The organism is Salinirubellus salinus (assembly GCF_025231485.1).
Taxonomy (GTDB): Archaea; Halobacteriota; Halobacteria; order Halobacteriales; family Haloarculaceae; genus Salinirubellus; species Salinirubellus salinus.
The window spans coordinates 1,236,107-1,253,031 of the sequence record NZ_CP104003.1; the positions used below are offsets into that span (position 1 = coordinate 1,236,107).

At 69.5% G+C, this 16,925-nt stretch carries 25 protein-coding genes; 11 read left to right on the top strand and 14 right to left on the bottom strand.

Annotated features, from left to right (window positions below):
• Nucleotides 1-25: 25 nt before the first annotated feature.
• A complete protein-coding gene (locus N0B31_RS06855) occupies nt 26-202 on the top strand; it encodes a DUF7836 family putative zinc-binding protein (RefSeq protein WP_260595122.1) in 177 nt (58 codons plus the stop codon).
• On the opposite strand, the gene N0B31_RS06860 is transcribed toward N0B31_RS06855, so the two are convergent.
• Complete coding sequence (locus N0B31_RS06860) at nt 199-603, bottom strand: translation initiation factor IF-2 subunit beta (RefSeq protein ID WP_260595123.1); 405 nt, start codon at nt 601-603, stop codon at nt 199-201. The genes N0B31_RS06855 and N0B31_RS06860 overlap by 4 nt on opposite strands.
• Nucleotides 604-763: 160 nt before the next feature.
• On the opposite strand from N0B31_RS06860, the gene N0B31_RS06865 reads away from it, so the two are divergent.
• Nucleotides 764-1,003 carry a UPF0058 family protein gene (locus N0B31_RS06865; RefSeq protein WP_260595124.1) on the top strand — a complete coding sequence of 80 codons (240 nt, stop codon included), beginning with the start codon at nt 764-766 and terminating at the stop codon, nt 1,001-1,003.
• Between the two features lie 47 nt (nt 1,004-1,050).
• Here the strand turns inward: N0B31_RS06865 and N0B31_RS06870 are convergent, their stop codons facing one another.
• On the bottom strand, nt 1,051-1,566 hold the full coding sequence (locus N0B31_RS06870; protein ID WP_260595125.1) for a DUF555 domain-containing protein: 516 nt from the start codon (nt 1,564-1,566) through the stop codon (nt 1,051-1,053).
• 98 nt (nt 1,567-1,664) lie between these two features.
• On the opposite strand from N0B31_RS06870, the gene N0B31_RS06875 reads away from it, so the two are divergent.
• Both N0B31_RS06875 and N0B31_RS06880 read left to right on the top strand, forming a co-directional pair.
• Complete coding sequence (locus N0B31_RS06875) at nt 1,665-2,582, top strand: DNA-3-methyladenine glycosylase family protein (protein WP_260595126.1); 918 nt, start codon at nt 1,665-1,667, stop codon at nt 2,580-2,582.
• Nucleotides 2,583-2,584: 2 nt separating this feature from the next.
• Nucleotides 2,585-2,743, top strand: coding sequence for a hypothetical protein (locus N0B31_RS06880; protein WP_260595127.1), 159 nt, complete (start codon nt 2,585-2,587; stop codon nt 2,741-2,743).
• A gap of 12 nt (nt 2,744-2,755) precedes the next feature.
• On the opposite strand, the gene N0B31_RS06885 is transcribed toward N0B31_RS06880, so the two are convergent.
• On the bottom strand, nt 2,756-3,559 hold the full coding sequence (locus tag N0B31_RS06885) for a hypothetical protein (protein WP_260595128.1): 804 nt from the start codon (nt 3,557-3,559) through the stop codon (nt 2,756-2,758).
• An 85-nt stretch (nt 3,560-3,644) separates the two neighbouring features.
• On the opposite strand from N0B31_RS06885, the gene N0B31_RS06890 reads away from it, so the two are divergent.
• The 3 genes from N0B31_RS06890 to moaC all read left to right on the top strand — a co-directional run bounded on the left by N0B31_RS06890 (nt 3,645) and on the right by moaC (nt 5,963).
• Nucleotides 3,645-3,935, top strand: coding sequence for an acylphosphatase (locus N0B31_RS06890; RefSeq protein WP_260595129.1), 291 nt, complete (start codon nt 3,645-3,647; stop codon nt 3,933-3,935).
• Nucleotides 3,936-4,005: 70 nt separating this feature from the next.
• Nucleotides 4,006-5,463: an NAD(P)H-hydrate dehydratase gene (locus tag N0B31_RS06895; protein WP_260595130.1), complete on the top strand. Its 1,458-nt coding sequence runs from the start codon at nt 4,006-4,008 to the stop codon at nt 5,461-5,463.
• Complete coding sequence (moaC, locus tag N0B31_RS06900) at nt 5,460-5,963, top strand: cyclic pyranopterin monophosphate synthase MoaC (RefSeq protein WP_260595131.1); 504 nt, start codon at nt 5,460-5,462, stop codon at nt 5,961-5,963. The genes N0B31_RS06895 and moaC overlap by 4 nt, the downstream gene beginning before the upstream one ends.
• A gap of 7 nt (nt 5,964-5,970) precedes the next feature.
• Here the strand turns inward: moaC and hflX are convergent, their stop codons facing one another.
• Nucleotides 5,971-7,275, bottom strand: coding sequence for a GTPase HflX (hflX, locus tag N0B31_RS06905; protein ID WP_260595132.1), 1,305 nt, complete (start codon nt 7,273-7,275; stop codon nt 5,971-5,973).
• 113 nt (nt 7,276-7,388) lie between these two features.
• Between hflX and N0B31_RS06910 the strand changes: the two genes are divergently transcribed.
• Nucleotides 7,389-7,724: an FUN14 domain-containing protein gene (locus N0B31_RS06910; protein ID WP_260595133.1), complete on the top strand. Its 336-nt coding sequence runs from the start codon at nt 7,389-7,391 to the stop codon at nt 7,722-7,724.
• A gap of 149 nt (nt 7,725-7,873) precedes the next feature.
• On the opposite strand, the gene N0B31_RS06915 is transcribed toward N0B31_RS06910, so the two are convergent.
• The 5 genes from N0B31_RS06915 to N0B31_RS06935 form a co-directional block, all read right to left on the bottom strand.
• The gene (locus N0B31_RS06915) at nt 7,874-8,599 is read right to left on the bottom strand and encodes a ribosome assembly factor SBDS (RefSeq protein WP_260595134.1); all 726 of its coding nucleotides are present in this window, start codon (nt 8,597-8,599) and stop codon (nt 7,874-7,876) included.
• Between the two features lie 234 nt (nt 8,600-8,833).
• Nucleotides 8,834-9,577 carry an archaeal proteasome endopeptidase complex subunit alpha gene (gene psmA, locus N0B31_RS06920; RefSeq protein WP_260595135.1) on the bottom strand — a complete coding sequence of 248 codons (744 nt, stop codon included), beginning with the start codon at nt 9,575-9,577 and terminating at the stop codon, nt 8,834-8,836.
• A 2-nt stretch (nt 9,578-9,579) separates the two neighbouring features.
• Nucleotides 9,580-10,065 carry an Rpp14/Pop5 family protein gene (locus tag N0B31_RS06925; RefSeq protein WP_260595136.1) on the bottom strand — a complete coding sequence of 162 codons (486 nt, stop codon included), beginning with the start codon at nt 10,063-10,065 and terminating at the stop codon, nt 9,580-9,582.
• Nucleotides 10,066-10,078: 13 nt separating this feature from the next.
• A complete protein-coding gene (locus N0B31_RS06930; RefSeq protein WP_260595137.1) occupies nt 10,079-10,738 on the bottom strand; it encodes a class I SAM-dependent methyltransferase in 660 nt (219 codons plus the stop codon).
• Nucleotides 10,719-11,432 (bottom strand): RNase P subunit p30 family protein, encoded by a 714-nt coding sequence (locus tag N0B31_RS06935; protein ID WP_260595138.1) that lies wholly within the window; start codon nt 11,430-11,432, stop codon nt 10,719-10,721. Before N0B31_RS06935 ends, N0B31_RS06930 begins: the two co-directional genes overlap by 20 nt.
• Nucleotides 11,433-11,509: 77 nt before the next feature.
• Between N0B31_RS06935 and N0B31_RS06940 the strand changes: the two genes are divergently transcribed.
• On the top strand, nt 11,510-12,358 hold the full coding sequence (locus N0B31_RS06940; protein ID WP_260595139.1) for an SDR family NAD(P)-dependent oxidoreductase: 849 nt from the start codon (nt 11,510-11,512) through the stop codon (nt 12,356-12,358).
• Between the two features lie 6 nt (nt 12,359-12,364).
• Here N0B31_RS06940 and N0B31_RS06945 read toward each other — a convergent pair whose 3' ends face one another.
• Together N0B31_RS06945 and N0B31_RS06950 are read right to left on the bottom strand one after the other, a co-directional pair.
• Nucleotides 12,365-12,823 (bottom strand): RNA-binding protein, encoded by a 459-nt coding sequence (locus tag N0B31_RS06945; protein ID WP_260595140.1) that lies wholly within the window; start codon nt 12,821-12,823, stop codon nt 12,365-12,367.
• Nucleotides 12,824-12,829: 6 nt separating this feature from the next.
• Nucleotides 12,830-13,024: a DUF1918 domain-containing protein gene (locus N0B31_RS06950; RefSeq protein WP_260595141.1), complete on the bottom strand. Its 195-nt coding sequence runs from the start codon at nt 13,022-13,024 to the stop codon at nt 12,830-12,832.
• Nucleotides 13,025-13,194: 170 nt separating this feature from the next.
• On the opposite strand from N0B31_RS06950, the gene N0B31_RS06955 reads away from it, so the two are divergent.
• Nucleotides 13,195-13,761, top strand: a complete 567-nt coding sequence (locus N0B31_RS06955; protein ID WP_260595142.1) for an NUDIX hydrolase — start codon at nt 13,195-13,197, stop codon at nt 13,759-13,761.
• Between the two features lie 7 nt (nt 13,762-13,768).
• Here N0B31_RS06955 and N0B31_RS06960 read toward each other — a convergent pair whose 3' ends face one another.
• Nucleotides 13,769-14,647 (bottom strand): beta-galactosidase, encoded by an 879-nt coding sequence (locus N0B31_RS06960; RefSeq protein WP_260595143.1) that lies wholly within the window; start codon nt 14,645-14,647, stop codon nt 13,769-13,771.
• A gap of 241 nt (nt 14,648-14,888) precedes the next feature.
• Here N0B31_RS06960 and N0B31_RS06965 point away from each other — a divergent pair, with 241 nt between their 5' ends.
• Nucleotides 14,889-15,257 carry a hypothetical protein gene (locus tag N0B31_RS06965; protein WP_260595144.1) on the top strand — a complete coding sequence of 123 codons (369 nt, stop codon included), beginning with the start codon at nt 14,889-14,891 and terminating at the stop codon, nt 15,255-15,257.
• Nucleotides 15,258-15,409: 152 nt separating this feature from the next.
• Here N0B31_RS06965 and pyrI read toward each other — a convergent pair whose 3' ends face one another.
• Together pyrI and pyrB are read right to left on the bottom strand one after the other, a co-directional pair.
• Nucleotides 15,410-15,877, bottom strand: coding sequence for an aspartate carbamoyltransferase regulatory subunit (pyrI, locus tag N0B31_RS06970; RefSeq protein ID WP_260595145.1), 468 nt, complete (start codon nt 15,875-15,877; stop codon nt 15,410-15,412).
• Entirely contained in the window at nt 15,874-16,782 is a 909-nt protein-coding gene (gene pyrB, locus N0B31_RS06975) for an aspartate carbamoyltransferase (protein WP_260595146.1), read from the bottom strand. Before pyrB ends, pyrI begins: the two co-directional genes overlap by 4 nt.
• Nucleotides 16,783-16,925: the final 143 nt, after the last annotated feature.

A 16,925-nucleotide genomic window follows, 5' to 3' on the forward strand; every position in this document is an offset into this window, starting at 1 on the left:
ACCCTCTCGTGCGTCCCCGGAACCCATGGAGGAGACGTACGTCAGATTACTGTGTCCGGAGTGCGGTAAACACTGGGAGAAGTCCCCGAGCGACCTCCCGGACCCAGCCCGTACGTTCCACTGTCCGGGCTGTCACGCCTCCAGACGGCTCTCGGAGTTCGCCCGGACCGAACACGACCTGCGGACGATGAAGGAGTTCTAGTTCCCGGTCGCCGACCGGGCACCACAGGCGCTGCACTGGCGTACCTCGGTGCCGTGTTCCTTCTCGAGCGTGGTGTCGGGCAGTCCGCACTCCGGGCAGAGCACGTACGCCTCGGCGTACTCCTGGAGCGCCGTCCCGAGCCGAGCGGCGCGGAACTCGCCGGTCAGCCGCAGGCGGCCCCTGTCGTCGATGGACGCGCTGGTCCCGAGTTCGGTCTGGACGTAGCGCATCACGTGGTCGCGGTCCCGGTCGAGTCGGTCCACCACGGCCGGGAAGTTCTCGAAGACCGTGACGTTCCCCTCCTGTCGCACGTCCGGGTCCGGGAGCTGGAACCGCTCGCCGCTCCCCGCGACGTCGGGCGTGTTCTCCATGGCCCGTTCGAGGCTGTCGTCGTAGTCCATGGTCGGCGGTCCGGTCCCGGTCCACTAAAACCCTTCCGGGGGTGACAGTCTCGAACGCCGAGAATCGTGGTAACGGCCCTCACAGGCCCCCTCGCGCCGCCCCCTGTTAACGTGGCTCAGAGTAATACTATAAGCGAGGGACCGTTACGGGAGTTCGACTATGAAGAAGCAGGAGCTCATCCATCTTCACGGCCTGCTTGCGGAGGTACACGGCCACTACGAGAAGTCGATTGGAACGGAACTGGAACACGACGAGTACGAGGCGCTCGGGGTCCGCCCGACATCGATCCACAAGTCGAAGACCGACCACAAGGCGGCTGTTTTTGCACTCGCAGACGGCCTGACTAGCGAGATGCAGGCAGCGGAGACCGAGCGGAAGGTCCCCGCCTCCGCCGACTGAACGAACGACCACGACGGTTCTGCGGCTCGCTACCCGACCAGCCCCCGCTATCGGTCCTCGAGCAGTTCCTCGAACTCCGGCAGGACACCCTCGTCTCCGTCACCGTCTGTCGACTCCTCGCCCGCGCGTTCGTCCGCATCGACGGCCGCGCCCGTGTCCGCACCCGTTCCGGACTCTCCCTGCTCCGTGGGGGATTGCGGTTCCGGCGGCTCGTCGTCGGTCTCCTCGTCGACCGGCGAGACCTCCAGCACCTTGAGCGGGATGTCGTCGAGTCGCTGGCCGACCTCCTTGCGCGTGATGCGCGAGGCGTGACGCTCACCCTCGACGTTGAAGACGGTCATCTCGAGCTCCAGCGCGACCAGCGCCTCGTCCGCGGCGACGAACGCGGGGGGCAGCGACTCGTCACAGTCCGGGCACGCCCGGGTGCCCATCTCGATCTCCACGTAGTTCAGGTCCGGGTTGAGCATCTCGCCGGTCTTCGAGATGGCGATGCGGACCGCCTCGTCCGTGTTCCCGACGTCGTAGACCGGAACCGCCGCCTCGACGACCACTCGACAATCCATATTGTGAACATATGGCACGCCAGCGACAAGAGTGTTCGGCCGGCGCACGCCGACGCGGAGACGAAAGGTGAAAGCGCACCCCACCCGGAGGTCGGGGTATGCACGAGGGGCACGTCCCCGGCGCGGAGATTCCGGGGGGGTTCGACCTGCAAGCGACCGTCGAGAGCGGCCAGACGTACCTCTGGGACCGCGCGGACGACGCGATGTACGAGGACGGACTCGCGTGGGGTGGTGACCACTGGTACCACACCGTCCTGCCGGCGACGGAGACGGCGACGAACGAACCGGAACTCCTGCGCACTCGCTGGGACGGTGAACGACTCCACTGGACCTCGACGACGCCCGAGGCGCCCGACCACCTCGAACGGCTCCTCCGACTGGACGACGACCTCGACGCCATCGTCGAGGCGACGCCGAGACTCCCGCTCCTCGACCGGGCGTTCGAGCGCTACCGCGGGATGCGTCTCGTGCGCGACCCCTCCTTCGGCTCGCTGATATCGTTCATCTGCTCGGCCCAGATGCGGGTCGAACGCATCCACGGGATGCAGATGCGCCTCGCACGCGAGTACGGGGACCGCGTGACCGTCGACGGCCGGACCTACCACGCCTTCCCGACGCCCGAACAGCTGGCCGCCGCCACCGAAGCGGACCTCCGCGACCTGTCGCTCGGCTACCGCGCGCCGTACGTGAAACGCACCGCCGAGATGGTGGCCGACGGCGAGGCCCACCCGGACGAGGCCATCGGCCTCCCCTACGAGGAGGCCCGCGAGTCCCTCACGCGGTTCGTCGGCGTCGGGGACAAGGTGGCCGACTGCGTCCTGCTGTTCGCACTCGACTTCCTCGAGGCCGTCCCCCTCGACACGTGGATCCAGACCGCCATCGCGGAGTACTACCCGGACTGCGAGAAGGGGAACTACGCGGCCACCTCGCGGGCCATCCGGGACCGCTTCGGCGGCGAGTACGCCGGCTACGCGCAGACCTACGTCTTCTTCTACCTCCGGACGGGAGGTGAGTGACGATGGACCGAACCGTCCTCGTCGACGGCGGCCTCGCCGCCGCGTTCGTCGCACTGGCCGCCTACTTCTACACGCTGGACGACCCGCTCATCGCCGGGGTCTGGGTGGTCGTCGCCGCGGCGTTCGCGGCTCGCGCGGCCGGTCTCCTCCCGCAGATGTGACCCGAACCAGCGTCACCCCTGCCAGCGCCGGACGCGCTCGGCGGCCGCCGAGCGGAACGCTCGCCGGTCGGCCTCGTCGACCACGGCGGGTGTCTCGCGGAACACCGCGTCCAGCACCCGGTCGAACAGCGCCTCGAACCCCGGGTCGTCACCCTGGAGCACCGACGCGACGCGGACGATACGCGCCTCGGTGACGTACTCGGCGACCAGCGTCTCCGGGTCACGCCGGTCCGTCGCCACCGGTGCCTCCGGGTCGAACTCGGGGTGGTACCGGACGGCGCGGGTCCCGTTCTTGTCCCGGACGAGGATACCGGCCGGCGGGCCGTCGTACCACGCCGATGCGGGCGTGTCGTACCGGTCCGGGTAGAAGTGTCGCGCGGGGAGTTCTCGCTCGAACGCGTGTGGCGTCGCGAGGCCGAGCCGGTCGTAGACGCGCACCGCGGCGTCCGGCGAGAGCCACCGGTCCACGGCCGCGTCGTGGACCTCGACGCCCACCACGGCCGGCAGACGCTCCCAGTCGTACGGCAGGTGCCGGTGGACGGTAGCGTCGCAGACGAAGGTGTAGGCAGTCGGGTCGTCGGCCGCCTCGAATAACGCGCCGAGGTCGAACCCCTCCCGCACCGCTCGGACCGACGCCCGGTAGCGCGGCGGGGCGTCGCCGTCGAAGCGCCGGTGTCCGTCGGCGAAGACGAGTCGGCCGTCCTCGACGGCGAACCGGAGCGGGTCGGCGTCCAGCAGTTCCACGATCCAGACGTTGCCCGTGAACGCCTCGCGGCCCACCTCCTCCAGCGTCGGCAGCGTGGGAACTGGCTCCACTGCCGCTGCTGGGACGGCCGGAGGGATGTACCTTCGGGCGCGCCCACCCGCCGGCTTTTGACGCTGGCGGCCCACACAGCCACCCATGAGCGAGGACGCGAGCGACCGGCGGCGGGTCCACGCCTTCGTCAGCGGGCGCGTACAGGGTGTCACCTACCGGGCGAGCACGCGTGAGGCGGCCCGCGAACGCGGCGTCGACGGCTGGGTCCGTAACCTCGAGGACGGGCGCGTGGAGGCCGTGTTCGAGGGCGACCCCGAGGCCGTCGAGTCGATGGTCGCGTGGTGTCACGACGGTCCGAGGCGCGCACGGGTAGCCGACGTGGGGACGGAGGACGAGCCACCGGAAGGGCTCACCGGGTTCGAGATCAGGTACTGAAGCGGGGTCGGCGGAAGCACCGCCCTCGCCCGCCCGCAATCTTAACGCCGGGGGCGTCGAACCCCCGGCCATGATTACGGCAGACGAGATGGCCGTGGTGGACGCCAACGCCGCCGCGCTCGGTGTCCCGCGCAAGCAGTTGATGGAGTCCTCCGGGAACGCCGTCGCCCGCGCCGTCCGCGACCACGTCGACCCCGGTGCCACGGTAGCGGTGGTCTGTGGCCGCGGTAACAACGGCGGGGACGCGATGGTCGCCGCCCGCTTCCTCGACGAGTACGACGTGACCGTCTCGCTGCTGGGCCGGGCCGAGACCATCACCACCCGTATCGCGCGCGAGAACTGGGACGCCCTCCGCGAGGCCGAGTACGACACCCGCGAGGTGCGTGACTCGGCCGACCTCGACCTCGGGACCCCGGCTCTGGTCGTCGACGCGATGCTCGGGACGGGCGTGACCGGTGAGCTCCGCGAACCCGAGCGGAGCGCCGCACTCGCGACGAACGACGCCGACGCGCCCGTGCTCTCCGTCGACGTGCCCTCGGGCGTCGACGCCGACACGGGCGAGGCCGCCGGTCCGGCCGTCGACGCCGACCACGTCGTCACGTTCCACGACGACAAGCCCGGACTCTCGCACCTGGACTGCGAGGTGACCGTCGCCGACATCGGCATCCCCGAGGCGGCCGAGCGGTTCGTCGGGAACGGCGATCTCCTGCGCGTGGAACGCGACCCGCACAGCCACAAGGGCGTCAACGGCGAGGTGCTCGTCGTCGGGGGCGGCCCGTACACCGGTGCGCCGGCGCTCTCGGCGCAGGCGGCGCTGCGGGCGGGTGCGGACCTCGTCCGCGTCGCCTGCCCTGAGGGCGTCGCCCGCGAGGTCCAGGGGTACAGCGAGAACCTCATCCTGCGGCCGTTCGCCGGCGACCACCTCGTCTCGGGACACGTCCCCCGACTCCTCGCGGCGGCCGAGGGCCACGACACCGTCGTGTTCGGGCCGGGACTCGGCGACCACGAGGAGACGCTGGCGGCGGTGGAGACGTTCCTCGAGTCGTACGAGGGGACGGCCGTCGTCGATGCCGACGCGCTGCAGGTCGTCCCCGAGGTGGACACCGAGGCGACGCTGGTCTGTACGCCACACCAGGGCGAACTCCGGAAGATGGGCGGTGAGACGAGCGACGACTGGCAGGAGCGCGCCGGACTGGTCGAGTCGTTCGCGGCCGACCTCGGGCACTCGCTCCTCGTGAAGGGCGTCTACGACGTGGTGAGCGACGGCGAGCGGACCCGCGTCTCGCGGACCGGCAACGCGGCGATGACCGTCGGCGGGACCGGCGACGTCCTCGCGGGCGTCACGGCCGCGCTCGCGTCCGTCCTCCACCCGCACGACGCGGCCTGCGTGGCCGCCTACGCCAACGGCCGCGCCGGTGACCTCGTCGTCGCCGGCGAGGCGGGCGACCCCCCACGCGGGAACGGCCTGCTGGCGACGGACCTCGTGGACGCGATGCCCGTGGCGCTGGAACCGGAGGGAGTCGAATGAGCGGTGGAGACGAGACGACTGGCGACGACGACCTGACCCACGTCGACGAGTCCGGCGACGTGCAGATGGTCGACGTGGGTGCCAAGCCCGACACCGAGCGCCGGGCCGTCGCCGAGGGGACCATCCACCTCTCGGCGTCGACCGTCGCGGCCATCCGCGAGAACGAGGTGTCGAAGGGCGACGTGCTCGCCACGGCCCGCATCGGCGCGGTGCAGGCGGTCAAACACACGTGGGAGACCATCCCGATGTGTCACCAGATACCCGTGACGAACGTCGACACCGAGTTCGAGGTGGACGACGAGAGCGTGACGCTCCGCGTGACGGTGGGGACGACCGGCAAGACCGGGTGCGAGATGGAGGCGCTGGAGGGCGTGACGACTGGGCTGAACACGGTCTGGGACATGGTGAAGGCGGCCGAGAAGGACGCGGACGGACAGTACCCCGGCACACACATCGACGGCGTGCGGGTGGTGACGAAGGAAAAGCGGGCGCTGGAGTAGACTCGAATCAGGCCGGCTGGGCCAGTTCGCCCGCCTTCGCTCGCGCCCGCTCGACGACGGCCGGCCGGGCCTCGAACTCCAGCACCACCTGCTCGCCGTAGTCCACTTCCTCCACGCGGGCGTGGTCGTGGACCCACGAGACGAAACTCATCGTGTCGTCGGTCATCGGCACCACGAGGCGCTCGTGTTCGTAGGGCGGGAGTTCGGTGTCGATACGGGCTTTCAGGCTCTCGACGTTGAGGTCCTCCATCCCGCTGACGGCGACGGGGTTGGGCGCGAGCGTCGAGAGCGCACGGCGCTTCTCGGCCAGCTCCGCCTCGTCCACCTTGTCGACCTTGTTCAGCACGGTGACGATGGGCGCCTCGTTGCGCTCGTAGAGCGTGTCGTGCGAGGTGACGAGTTTCTCGTGTATCTCGTCGATGGGGTCGGAGACGTCCACCACGAGGAGGACGAGGTCCGCCCGGTACACCTCCGAGAGCGTGGACTTGAACGACTCGACCAGCCAGTGCGGGAGGTTCGAGACGAACCCGACCGTGTCGGTGAGCAGGACGTTCCGCGAGTCCATGTCCATCCGGCGGGTCGTCGTCCCGAGCGTGGTGAACAGGCGGTCCTCGCTCTCGGCGGTGGTGTCGAGGTCGGGGTGGCGGTCCTCGTTCTCGTCGACGTCGAGGTCGCGGGCGAGACGGCGCAACAGCGTCGACTTGCCCGCGTTGGTGTAGCCCGCCAGCGCCACGAGGTCGAACCCGGACTCGCGGCGCTGTTCGCGCCGGTGTTCGTCCGTCTCCTCGATGGTCTCCAGTTCGTCACGGATGCGCGAGATGCGCTTCTTGATGTCCTGCTCGCGGGACTCGTCGTACTCGCCCAGCCCCATGAATCCGGGGCGCTCGTCGCGCTTGGCGAGCGAGGTCTTGGCCTCGACGCGCGGCAGTTCGTAGCGCAGCGTTGCGAGCTCGACCTGTAACTGCGCTTTCTTCGTCCGGGCGCGCTGACCGAATATCTCGAGGATGAGGCGGAACCGGTCCAGCACCTGGACGTGGTCCGGGAGTTCGGTCCCGAGGTTGAACGTCTGGTAGGGGCCGAGGCTGTTGTCGAACAGGACCGTGTCGGCCTCCAGGGCCTCGACGACCTGCGCGAGCTCCGCGACCTTCCCCTCGCCGATGCAGTAGGCCGGGTCCTCCTTGCGGGTCTGCGTCACCTGCGAGACCACGTCGTATCCGGCCGCTCGCGCGAGGTCGCGGAACTCTCCCGTGTCGGCCTCCCCCGAGTCGACACGCTTGACGACTACCGCCGTACCACTGTGTGCGCCGGTCACTCACGCGGGGGTAGGAGATTGTCGTACTTAACTTGGGGTGGCCACCATCACCCCAGTGAGACACTTTCCGAATCGACACAAGCTACTTAAAGAAAGGCGGGGTACCACTGCCCATGGCTGGGCCCTTCGGCATCGACTTCACACAGTTGGGTATCGACCTCGGCGGCGGGGCTCTCATCGGTGGCATCATCGGCTTCGCGGCGAAGAAGCTCGCGAAGGTGATCGCCGTCATCATCGGACTGGAGCTGGCGCTGTTCAAGTTCCTCGAGTCCCGTGGTATCCTCAGCGTCGACTGGGAGGCGCTGAGCGCGGGGTTCCTCCAGGCCGGCAACGCGGCGACCAACGCCGCCACGGGTAACCCCCCTAGCTGGGTGATGACTATCCTCGAGACCCTCTCCATCTCGGCGGGGTTCGCCGGCGGCTTCCTCGTCGGTTTCAAGCGCGGATAACGGCGTCTTGCGGAGCGTAACTGTCGTGGCGCGGTTCTACGGTCTGCTCTATCACCCGCGGCGGAGGGGCCGCAGGCCCCGATGCCGCGCTGGTTTGAATCTGAAGTTTTGCGCGGACCGCGAGCGAAACGAGCGGTCCGTGCAAGAGTTTAGCGGGTGTTGAGGTCGTCCTCGTCCTTCACTACCCGCGTGTCCGCCTCCCCGCTCGACACCTCGTTCGCGAGGTCGAAGAAGTCGTTCTGGAGCCCCGCCGGGAACCGGACGACACCGACCCACGAGCCGTCGTTCTGCCACTCCTCGCGCTCGAGGTCACCGAACTGTCGGATACGGGCCTGGCCGCTCCCGGCGAACTCGGCCGGCAGTCGGACCGCCATCACCACCTCGTCGAACCGGATGGGGATGACCGGGCGGAGCGCGTCGAGCGCGTCGTCGATCTGGTTCTCGACCGGCTCCATCGGGTCGACCTTGAACCCCGCCTCCTCCAGCGCGCGTTCGATGCGCTCGGGCGGGTGCGGGGCGTCGTCCATCTGTGGGTTGACCGCGTTCCGGGTGATCTTGGTGATGAGTTGTCTGCGCTTTTGCTCCTGCATCTCCCGGCGCTGGTCGGCCGTGATCTGGATCTCGCCGCGCTCGATGACCTCGGGGATGATGGCCATCGGGTCCGTGGTGCCGAACACCTCCTCGAGCGCGGACTCGGCGGGCCGGTCGCCACGAGAGGCGTCCTCGAACACGTCCTCGGCGGCGATGACATCCTCGAGTTCACCCTCGAACTCGCCACGCTTGATGGCGAGTGCGGCGTCCGGGTCGACGAGGACCTCGAAGCGTTCGCCGTGGGATTCCAGGCGGGCTGTGACCGCTTCGTCCAATGAAATCATGTCACTTGGTAGGCGCCCGGTGTGGTAAAAGGTGTTTCCCGAACGGGAGCCCGCCGGCGCAGGGGCCCGCGGGCGTGGCGAACCGCGACGAGAAGCAGGGGGCGGTCGATTCCCGACGAAGCCGCCTCGGAGGGGCAGGTCGTTCTGACTGGCGTCGACGACGGTGTCGGTGCCGCCGAACTCGTCGGTCGCGTCGCTGGGCGGTGAGGAGAGAGAAGAGACGGTCGAGTCGGCCTACTCCTCGTCGGACGGGAGCAGTTCGTGTTCCGCGAGGTGCTCCTCGACGGTGGCGTCGTCGAGGCTGGCGAAGGTCTCCGTCTCGGCGTCGACGGTGGCGACACCGATACCCTCCGGCGAGAGGTGGCCGTCGTTCACCGACGCCAGCGCCGAGAGCGCGAGGCCGACGCCCGCATCGAGGTCCATCTGCTCGTCGTAGTGCTCCTCGAGGTAGTCCTCGATCTCGCCGCGGTCGGCACCGACCGCGAGCGCCTTCCACTCGTAGGGGGTGCCCGAGGGGTCCGTCTCGTAGAGGCGGGGCTCGCCGTCCTCGATGCCGCCGATGATGAGCGCGACACCGAACGGGCGGGCGCCGCCGACCTGCGTGTACTGCTGGATGTGGTCGGTGACGGCCTTGGTGAGCGTCTCGACGCCGATGGGTTCGCCGTAGCGCAGCTGGTTGACCTGCGACTGGCGGCGGGCGAAGTCGATGAGCTGGCGGGCGTCGGCGACGTGGCCCGCGCTGGCGATACCGATGTGGTCGTCGGCCTTGTGGATCTTCTCGACGGAGGTACGCTCCATCAGGGGCGAGCGGATGCGCTTGTCGACGGCGAGGACGACGCCGTCCGCGGTCCGCACGCCGATGGACGCGGTGCCCCGTTTCACTGCTTCGCGCGCGTACTCGACCTGGTAGAGGCGACCGTCCGGGGAGAAGATGGTGATCCCCCGGTCGTAGGCCTGCTGTTGGGATTGTCCCTGCATAGTTATCGGGTGTGGATATCGAGGTTCGTCGCGCCCACGAACCCGTCGCCGACGCGCACGTCGACTCGCTCGGCACGACAGACGGCGCGGCGGTCGGCGTCCGCGAACGCGACCGTTCTCTCGCCGGAAACTCCTCCCGGACGACTCAAATACTTTTCCTCACAGCCCCGTACCGTCCCGCTCACACCCCGGACGACGGGCCGTATCGGCGTCCCCTCCACGGTCGACAGGGTGGCCACCGCGGCACGGGCACGGGCCACCTCGCCGCGCCGACAGCGGACCACCGCCGTCCCCTCCGGACCCTCCCGTCGCACGGAGAGGACCGACAGGCCGACCTCGGCGCTCCCGGCGTCGCCGAGCAGCGAACGACCCGCCGCCCAGAGCGCCTCCTGGAACTCCCGACGGCCGAACACGGCGTCCGGCCTCGTCTCGAACCCCACGGCGAGGTAGCGATAGCGCGGCCGCAGGTGCTTGGGCAGGTGTCTCATCGACGAGCCACCGTCAGTCCTCGACCATCCCGACGGGTTCGTCGGCCATCGCCGTCGACTCAACCTCCTCCTCGGGACGCTCGGCGACGAGCACCCCGACCTGCTCGTGGACCATCTCCACGGCCGTCAGCGAGAACCCCGCGTCCGTCAGCGCGTCGGCGAGGTAGCCAACCGTCGAGGGGTCGTCGACCTCCGGCGAGTAGAACGGCTCCTCGGGGTCCGGCGCCCCGAAGAACATCACGTCGCCGAGGACGAACTTCCGGGGGCCGAGCGAGGCGACGACCTCGATCGCCTCGCGCTTCTCCTCGTCCGAGAGATGGTGCATCGCGAAGTTCGACACCACGATGTCGACCGGACCGTCGTAGTTCGGTTCGCGGAACGTCCCCTTCCCGAACTCGACGTTCTCGAACCCCTGCTCGCGGGCCTTCTGTCGTGCCTGCTCCATCATCCCCTCGCTGATGTCGCGGCCGACCACGCGGCCCGCGGCGGGGGCGAGCGCCAGCGCGATGGCGCCCGTCCCCGTCCCGAGGTCCAGCACCGTGTCGTCGGGGAGCGGGGCCGCGTGCTCGACCACCAGCGAGACGCAAGCGCGGTACTCCTCGGTGTTGCCCTCGTCGTACTCGCCGGCGATCTCGTCGAACCGCGCGGCGTGTTCATCGATGGTCTTCTTCATACCTCCCACGTCGTACCCCCGGCTCTATGAACGAATCGCCCACGCGGTCACGGTTGCGCGCGGCGAGGCGACCCCACTCCCGCAGGCCATCACGCACCCACTCGGGGTCGAAGCCGAACGTGGCCGGCACGGCGGCGAGGTCACGAGGGTGTCGCCAGTCGAGGTGCGACTCGACGCCGGCGGTGACGACGTAGGGCGCGTCGTACTGCGTCACCATGTCGTGGAGTTTCCGCAGCCGCTGGATGGCCCGGACGCGGGTCCCGCCCGTCTCCCGGAAGACCGGGCCGAGGTCGAACTCGAGTCGGACACCGTTCTCGCGGGCCGCCCGCGCGAGGACGTGGTTCACGTCGCCGTCACCACGCATCGGGTGGGCCAGCACGTCCACCTCGACCGTCTCGACGGCGAGGCGGTTCAGGCTCGGAGACTGCCCGTGGACGCAGACGAGGGTGTACTCGTCGCGGAAGCGCTTGACGAGGCTGGCGGCCTGCGACCGGTCGTCGGTCCGGACCTCGACGGCGTCGACGACGTCCACGTCGTACTCGTCGCGGACTGCCTCGGCGTCGTACTCGGCGGGGGCGTCGCCGTGGTTCCTGACGACGACGCCGTCGTAACCGAGTTCCGACGCGGTCAGGGCGTGACGGGCGACGGTCGCGGCGTGCTCGCCGTCGGGGTGCGCGTGGACGCCCTCGTACATACCCGAACCCACGCCGCGGGCGACAAAGGCGTTGCGAGGCGCGCGAGGGTTATCCCGCTCCGACGCCCCGTGCGGGTATGGATGGCACCTCACCCGACGTGGACCTCTCGGACACCGTGGCCCTCGTCAGCGGTGCGAGCCGTGGGGTGGGCCGCGGCATCGCCCACGAACTCGGCGCGGCGGGCGCGACGGTGTACGTCACCGGCCGGTCGACGGGCGAGGACCGGACCGACGGGCTCCCCGGTACCGTAGATGGCACCGCCGCGCTCGTCACCGACGCCGGCGGCGAGGGCGTCGCCGTCGTCTGTGACCACACCGACGACGCGGCCGTCACGGCGCTGTTCGAACGCCTCGGCGCGGAGCGAGGGAGACTCGACCTGCTCGTGAACAACGTGTGGGGCGGCTACGAGGGCTACGACGACACCTTCGACGCGCCGTTCTGGGAGCAGCCACGCGAGCGGTTCGACGCGATGTTCGACGCGGGGGTCCGGGCCGCGTACGTCGCCAGCCAGCAGGCCGCACCGCTCCTGTTCGAGTCCGACCGGGCGCTCCTCGTGAACGTCTCCGCGGGTGACGGTGCACGCTACCGCGGCCAGGTCGCCTACGACACGGCCAAGACGGCTGTCGACCGGATGGCGAAGGGGATGGCTCACGAACTCCGCGAGCCCGGCGTCGCGGCGCTGGTGGTCTACCCCGGGTTTACCCGCACGGAGCGCGTGCTGGCAGCGACTGGCGGCGAGCGACCCGACGGCTCGGAGTCCACGCGCTACGTCGGCCGAGCGGTCGCTTCGCTCGCGGGCGACGCGAGTATTCTGGAGCGGACTGGTGGCATCTACCGAACCGGAGCACTCGCACGCGAGTACGGATTCACCGACGTGGACGGCAGCCGACCGGCGCCGTTCGACCTCGACACGCCACGGCTCTGAGCCGGGTCAGGGCTCGCGGAGGCTCTGGAGCGTCTCGCGGGCGTTCTCGATCGCCGTCTCGCGCTTGGCGGGGTAGGCCTCCACCTTCGCCCGGAAGGTGAGGCCCTCGCCGAGACGCACGTCGCCGCGGAAGGCCACCTGCTTGTCCAGTTGGACGTAGAACGCGCAGTTGTCGTCGACGCGACTCTCGACCTCGTCGAGGAGGCGGTCGAAGTCCTCGGCCTCGGCGAGTCGCGAGAGGGCATAGCGCACCTCGTCGGCCCGTTCGAGGCGGGCCGAGAGCACGAGGATGCGGTCGCCGTGGAACCCCTCGCTGGTCTCGCGTTCGAGCGGTATCGGGTCCCGCGGGTCGTCGTCGCCGCGCGCGGGCAGGAACGTCCGGAGCGCCTGCTCGACGCGCTTCTCGTCCTCCGTGGCGTAGCAGAACGCCCGCAGGTCGACGTAGTGGAACGGGACCCCCGACACGGTCGCTTACTCCTCGTCTTCTTGCTCGGCCGCCTCGATGGCGTCCTCGGAGATGCCGGCCTCCTGCCCCTCGTCGAACTGGATGATGTAGGTGGCGTCGCCGAACATCGTCTCGCTCACCTGGGTCACCTCGCCGGTCTGACCGTCGAACTCGCTGTGCTCGTCGTGCAGGACGACCGTGTCGCCTTTCTCGAATGCCATACCTCGGCTACCCGACGATTCACGAAAAACGCGTTGGTTCGGCCCCGGCGAAGTGCCCCCTCCGAAGGCTTCTTGGGGGCGACATCCCAACGCCGAGCCATGCAACTCCTACGCGTCTCCCTCTGCGGCCCTGCCGGTCGGTCATCACCGCTCCGTGCGCACCCGGACCGATGACGGCTGTCGACGACCTCTGGTACCTCGCCGACACGGCCAGCCAGCAGGCCGCGCAGGCGTACCACCGGCTCAGCGAGCGCCACGAGGAGTACCTCGAGACGAGCCACGACGAGCGGGTCTCGCGTCGCCGTTTTCGCACCCTCGCCCGTCGTATCGACCGGTTTGGGGCCCCGTACGGTGCTCACACGCTCGTCCACCGGCCCGGCGAGGTCCTCCTCTGTCGCCACGAGGGGGTCGACCTCTGGGTCCTCCCCGGTGGTGGGGTCGACGCGGGAGAGACGTTCCACGAGACGGCCCGCCGCGAGCTCGCGGAGGAGGCCGGCGTCGACGTGCGCTACGACGGGTTGGGGCTCCTCTCCCGCGTCGAGGTCCGCTGTCCCGGCCACCGGACGTGGGGTGTCCTCCCGGTCTACGCGGCGCGGGCGGAGAGCCACGACCCGACGGTGAACGACCCCGACGGGGAGATAACGGCCGCCCGGTGGTTCCCGTTCGACGACCTGCCGGACGACACGCGCGACCGGAGCGACCTGCGCGCCTGGTTCGAACGGTTCGGCCGCGAGTGAGTCCGGCTCAGTACGAGACGCCCTCGCGGCTCTCCGCATCGCGTCGTCGGAGCGCGGCCCGCGCGTTCGAGGCGTCGTAGCCGAACAGGACCCGATTCCCGTAGGCCTCGGCGACCTCGACGGCGTGGAGCAGGTCGTCGATGTCGACCTCCACGGCGTAGAGCTCGACGGAGAACGGCACGTCCAGCGCACTGAGTCGGTCCTCGAACGCCGAGGCGATGATCTCGAGCCAGTAGGTCGTCCCGTAGTGGGTGTCGTACAGCGGCACAACGAACTCGTCGACGTACTCCGCGAGCGCCTCGACGTCGATGCCGGCCCGTTCGTAGAGGTGACCCTCGTAGGGGTCCGGGTAGAGCGTGAGGTAGGTGCGGCCCGGGATCCGGTCGGCGGCCTCGGCGACGAACTCGGTGATGACCGAGGCACGCCACTCGTAGCGGTCCTCGACGCCACTCTCCTCGGGCGCGGGACCACCGGCCTCGTGACGCTCCTCGAGCCACCCCTCGAACTCGCGGTTACAGCGGTCACAGTAGCAGTACTCGGGGCGGGGGAACCCCACGTCGTCGAGGCGCACGTCCTCGTTCTCGGCGACGCAGTCCTCGACGATCTCGAGCAGGCCCTCCCGGTAGCCCTCGTGGGTCGGGCAGATGTACGCCCAGTCGAAGTAGGTCCGGTCGCGAGTCGCCTTCTGGCCGTCGGGGTTCACCGGGACGAGGTCGGGGTTCTCGTTGGCGGCGGCGTTGTCGCCGAAACAGGAGACCATGTTCACCGCGTTCGAGAGCGGGTCCCGCGGTCGGCCGGCGACGTCCTTCACCTCGAAGAAGGCGGCGTCGAACTCGGCCCACTCCGTCTCCTCGGCGTTCCGCGTGACGACACCGTACTCGGTCATAGCGGTGGCTACGGCGGCGACCGCGTAAGGCGTTCCGGATGGTTGACGAAGCGCGCCGTGGCCGCGAGGCGGCCTACCGGCGCGTGAAGAGGACGAGGACGATTGCGAGCAGTGCGACGACCACGAGTGCCTTCTTTGACATACGTTCCAGTCCTCGGCGGCATCGCTCAAAGCCGTTGTGGGGGAGGGGCTGGTGGCCGCACGGGACGGCGTTTAGGTCCCTCCGGCCCGTAGTGGACGCGTGAGCCACGTCGGCACGGCCGCGCTCGGGGCAGCGGGAGCGGGTGCGCTGTTCGCAGCGCTGGTCGGAGCCGTAGCGCTGGCGAACCGGCGACTCGCGGACCCCTCCGACCTCGACACGCGCGGGGCCGTGGTGGTCGCCGGCGGGGGCCTCCTCTCCGGTGCACTGTTCGCACTGCTCGGAGCGGAGCGGGTGGGCGCGTGGTTGGGCCTGCCCCAGCTCCTCGCCGTCGTGGTGGCGGTGGCCGGGACGGCACTCCTCGCCGGCGTCGGGACGGTGCTCCTCTGGCCGCTCGCCTACCGCTACCTCCGCTGGGCACGGACCCCGTCGGTACTCAGGGAGGAACGCGAGGAAGGGTTCGACCCCTGAACTGGCGGACAGGCGACGGCGACCGGGCCGCTCCGGGGAGCGGACGTGTGACGGGGCCGTCGCGCCACCGCTGGACCGTCACACGCACCGTGCGTGGCACGCGCGGTCTGGTCGCGTCCTCGTAGAAGAACGTTCGGCCGCTCGTCGCGCCCTCAGACGTCGATGCGCTCGGGGAGGTCCTCGCGGATGATGGTGTCGCAGTAGACACACCGGACCGCGTCGTCGAGCACCTCGAAGCGCGACTCGACCGGTTCGCCCTGCGTGGAGATGCAGTTCGCGTTCGGGCACGAGAGCACGCCCGAGACGAACGTCGGTCGGGTGACCCGCGCCTTCTCGACCACCTCGTAGTCGCGGACGATGTTGATGCTCGCCGCCGGAGCGATGAGCGAGAGCACGTCGACCTCGTCCTGACTCAGCTCGCGGCCCTCCACCTTCACGATGTCCTTGCGCCCGAGTCGGTCGGACGGGACGTTCATCCCGACGCTGACCTCCTCACCCCCCGACCCGTCGATACCGAGGATGGCGAGGACGTTCAGCGCCTGCCCCGCGGTGATGTGGTCGATTACGGTACCGTCACGGATCTTCGAGACGCGGAGTTCGCGCTCGGGGTTGTCGCTCATTCGCCACCACCTCCGAGCATCGCGTCGAGCAGTGCCATCCGCACGGGCACCCCGTTGTGTGCCTGCTCGAAGTACGTGGCGTGTGTCGTCTCGTCGACGTCGGCGGCGATCTCGTCGACGCGCGGGAGCGGGTGCATGACGGTGAGGTCGTCCTTCGCCGCCTCGAGGGTCGCGGCGTCGATGCGGTACTGACCGGCGACCTGCCGGTACTCGTTCTCGTCGGGGAACCGCTCGCGCTGGATGCGTGTGACGTAGAGCACGTCGAGTTCCGGCAGGACCTCCTCGAGCCCCGTGTGTTCGCGGACCTGCGCCCCGGTCTCGTGGAGGTCGTAGCGGACCCCCCGCGGGAGCCTGAGGCTCTCGGGGCTGATGAAGTGCTGCCGGGTGTCGAAGTTCGTGAGCGCGGCCGCCAGCGAGTGGACCGTCCGACCGTACTTCAGGTCACCCATGATACCGATGGTGAGGTCGTCCAGCCCCGCATTCTCCCGGATGGTGTAGAGGTCGAGCAACGTCTGGGTCGGGTGCTGTCCGGCCCCGTCACCCGCGTTGATGATGGGCACGTCGACGAACTCGCTGGCGAGCTTGGCCGCACCCTCACTCGGGTGCCGGAGCACGATGGCGTCCGTGTACCCAGCGACGACACGGACCGTGTCGGCCAGCGACTCGCCCTTCTTGACCGACGATGACTCGACCGACCCCATGTCGACGGTGTCGCCACCGAGGCGCTTCATCGCCGTGTCGAACGACATCTTCGTCCGGGTGCTTGGCTCGAAGAAGAGGAGGCCGAGCAGGTGGTCCTCGTGGCCACCGCCTCCGTCCTCGGCGAACGACGCGGCCCGGTCGAGGACCCCCTCGATGTCCTGCCGGGTGAGTTGTTTCGCGCTGATGAGGTGGTCGTGCCGCATTACCCAGTGCCGTGTCCCCGGAGATATTCAATCCCCCGAAGCCCGCGACGACCACGCCGATGTCGGGGAGGCGAATCCACCGTCGCCTCGGCTCCCTCGGAGTCCGCCTCGTAGCTGCGTCAGGGGTCGACTCGACGTTCCTG

What these genes read in the sequence shown, in the direction of transcription:
- N0B31_RS06960 (WP_260595143.1), bottom strand. Translation starts at nt 14,647, where the DNA reads ATGACCGAGTACGGTGTCGTCACGCGGAACGCCGAGGAGACGGAGTGG.
- N0B31_RS06860 (WP_260595123.1), bottom strand. Translation starts at nt 603, where the DNA reads ATGGACTACGACGACAGCCTCGAACGGGCCATGGAGAACACGCCCGAC.
- moaC (WP_260595131.1), top strand. Translation starts at nt 5,460, where the DNA reads ATGAGCGGTGGAGACGAGACGACTGGCGACGACGACCTGACCCACGTC.
- N0B31_RS06895 (WP_260595130.1), top strand. Translation starts at nt 4,006, where the DNA reads ATGATTACGGCAGACGAGATGGCCGTGGTGGACGCCAACGCCGCCGCG.
- N0B31_RS06925 (WP_260595136.1), bottom strand. Translation starts at nt 10,065, where the DNA reads ATGAGACACCTGCCCAAGCACCTGCGGCCGCGCTATCGCTACCTCGCC.
- N0B31_RS06955 (WP_260595142.1), top strand. Translation starts at nt 13,195, where the DNA reads ATGACGGCTGTCGACGACCTCTGGTACCTCGCCGACACGGCCAGCCAG.
- psmA (WP_260595135.1), bottom strand. Translation starts at nt 9,577, where the DNA reads ATGCAGGGACAATCCCAACAGCAGGCCTACGACCGGGGGATCACCATC.
- pyrI (WP_260595145.1), bottom strand. Translation starts at nt 15,877, where the DNA reads ATGAGCGACAACCCCGAGCGCGAACTCCGCGTCTCGAAGATCCGTGAC.
- N0B31_RS06910 (WP_260595133.1), top strand. Translation starts at nt 7,389, where the DNA reads ATGGCTGGGCCCTTCGGCATCGACTTCACACAGTTGGGTATCGACCTC.
- N0B31_RS06870 (WP_260595125.1), bottom strand. Translation starts at nt 1,566, where the DNA reads ATGGATTGTCGAGTGGTCGTCGAGGCGGCGGTTCCGGTCTACGACGTC.
- N0B31_RS06855 (WP_260595122.1), top strand. Translation starts at nt 26, where the DNA reads ATGGAGGAGACGTACGTCAGATTACTGTGTCCGGAGTGCGGTAAACAC.
- N0B31_RS06915 (WP_260595134.1), bottom strand. Translation starts at nt 8,599, where the DNA reads ATGATTTCATTGGACGAAGCGGTCACAGCCCGCCTGGAATCCCACGGC.
- N0B31_RS06890 (WP_260595129.1), top strand. Translation starts at nt 3,645, where the DNA reads ATGAGCGAGGACGCGAGCGACCGGCGGCGGGTCCACGCCTTCGTCAGC.
- N0B31_RS06930 (WP_260595137.1), bottom strand. Translation starts at nt 10,738, where the DNA reads ATGAAGAAGACCATCGATGAACACGCCGCGCGGTTCGACGAGATCGCC.
- N0B31_RS06935 (WP_260595138.1), bottom strand. Translation starts at nt 11,432, where the DNA reads ATGTACGAGGGCGTCCACGCGCACCCCGACGGCGAGCACGCCGCGACC.
- N0B31_RS06865 (WP_260595124.1), top strand. Translation starts at nt 764, where the DNA reads ATGAAGAAGCAGGAGCTCATCCATCTTCACGGCCTGCTTGCGGAGGTA.
- N0B31_RS06940 (WP_260595139.1), top strand. Translation starts at nt 11,510, where the DNA reads ATGGATGGCACCTCACCCGACGTGGACCTCTCGGACACCGTGGCCCTC.
- N0B31_RS06950 (WP_260595141.1), bottom strand. Translation starts at nt 13,024, where the DNA reads ATGGCATTCGAGAAAGGCGACACGGTCGTCCTGCACGACGAGCACAGC.
- N0B31_RS06875 (WP_260595126.1), top strand. Translation starts at nt 1,665, where the DNA reads ATGCACGAGGGGCACGTCCCCGGCGCGGAGATTCCGGGGGGGTTCGAC.
- N0B31_RS06880 (WP_260595127.1), top strand. Translation starts at nt 2,585, where the DNA reads ATGGACCGAACCGTCCTCGTCGACGGCGGCCTCGCCGCCGCGTTCGTC.
- pyrB (WP_260595146.1), bottom strand. Translation starts at nt 16,782, where the DNA reads ATGCGGCACGACCACCTCATCAGCGCGAAACAACTCACCCGGCAGGAC.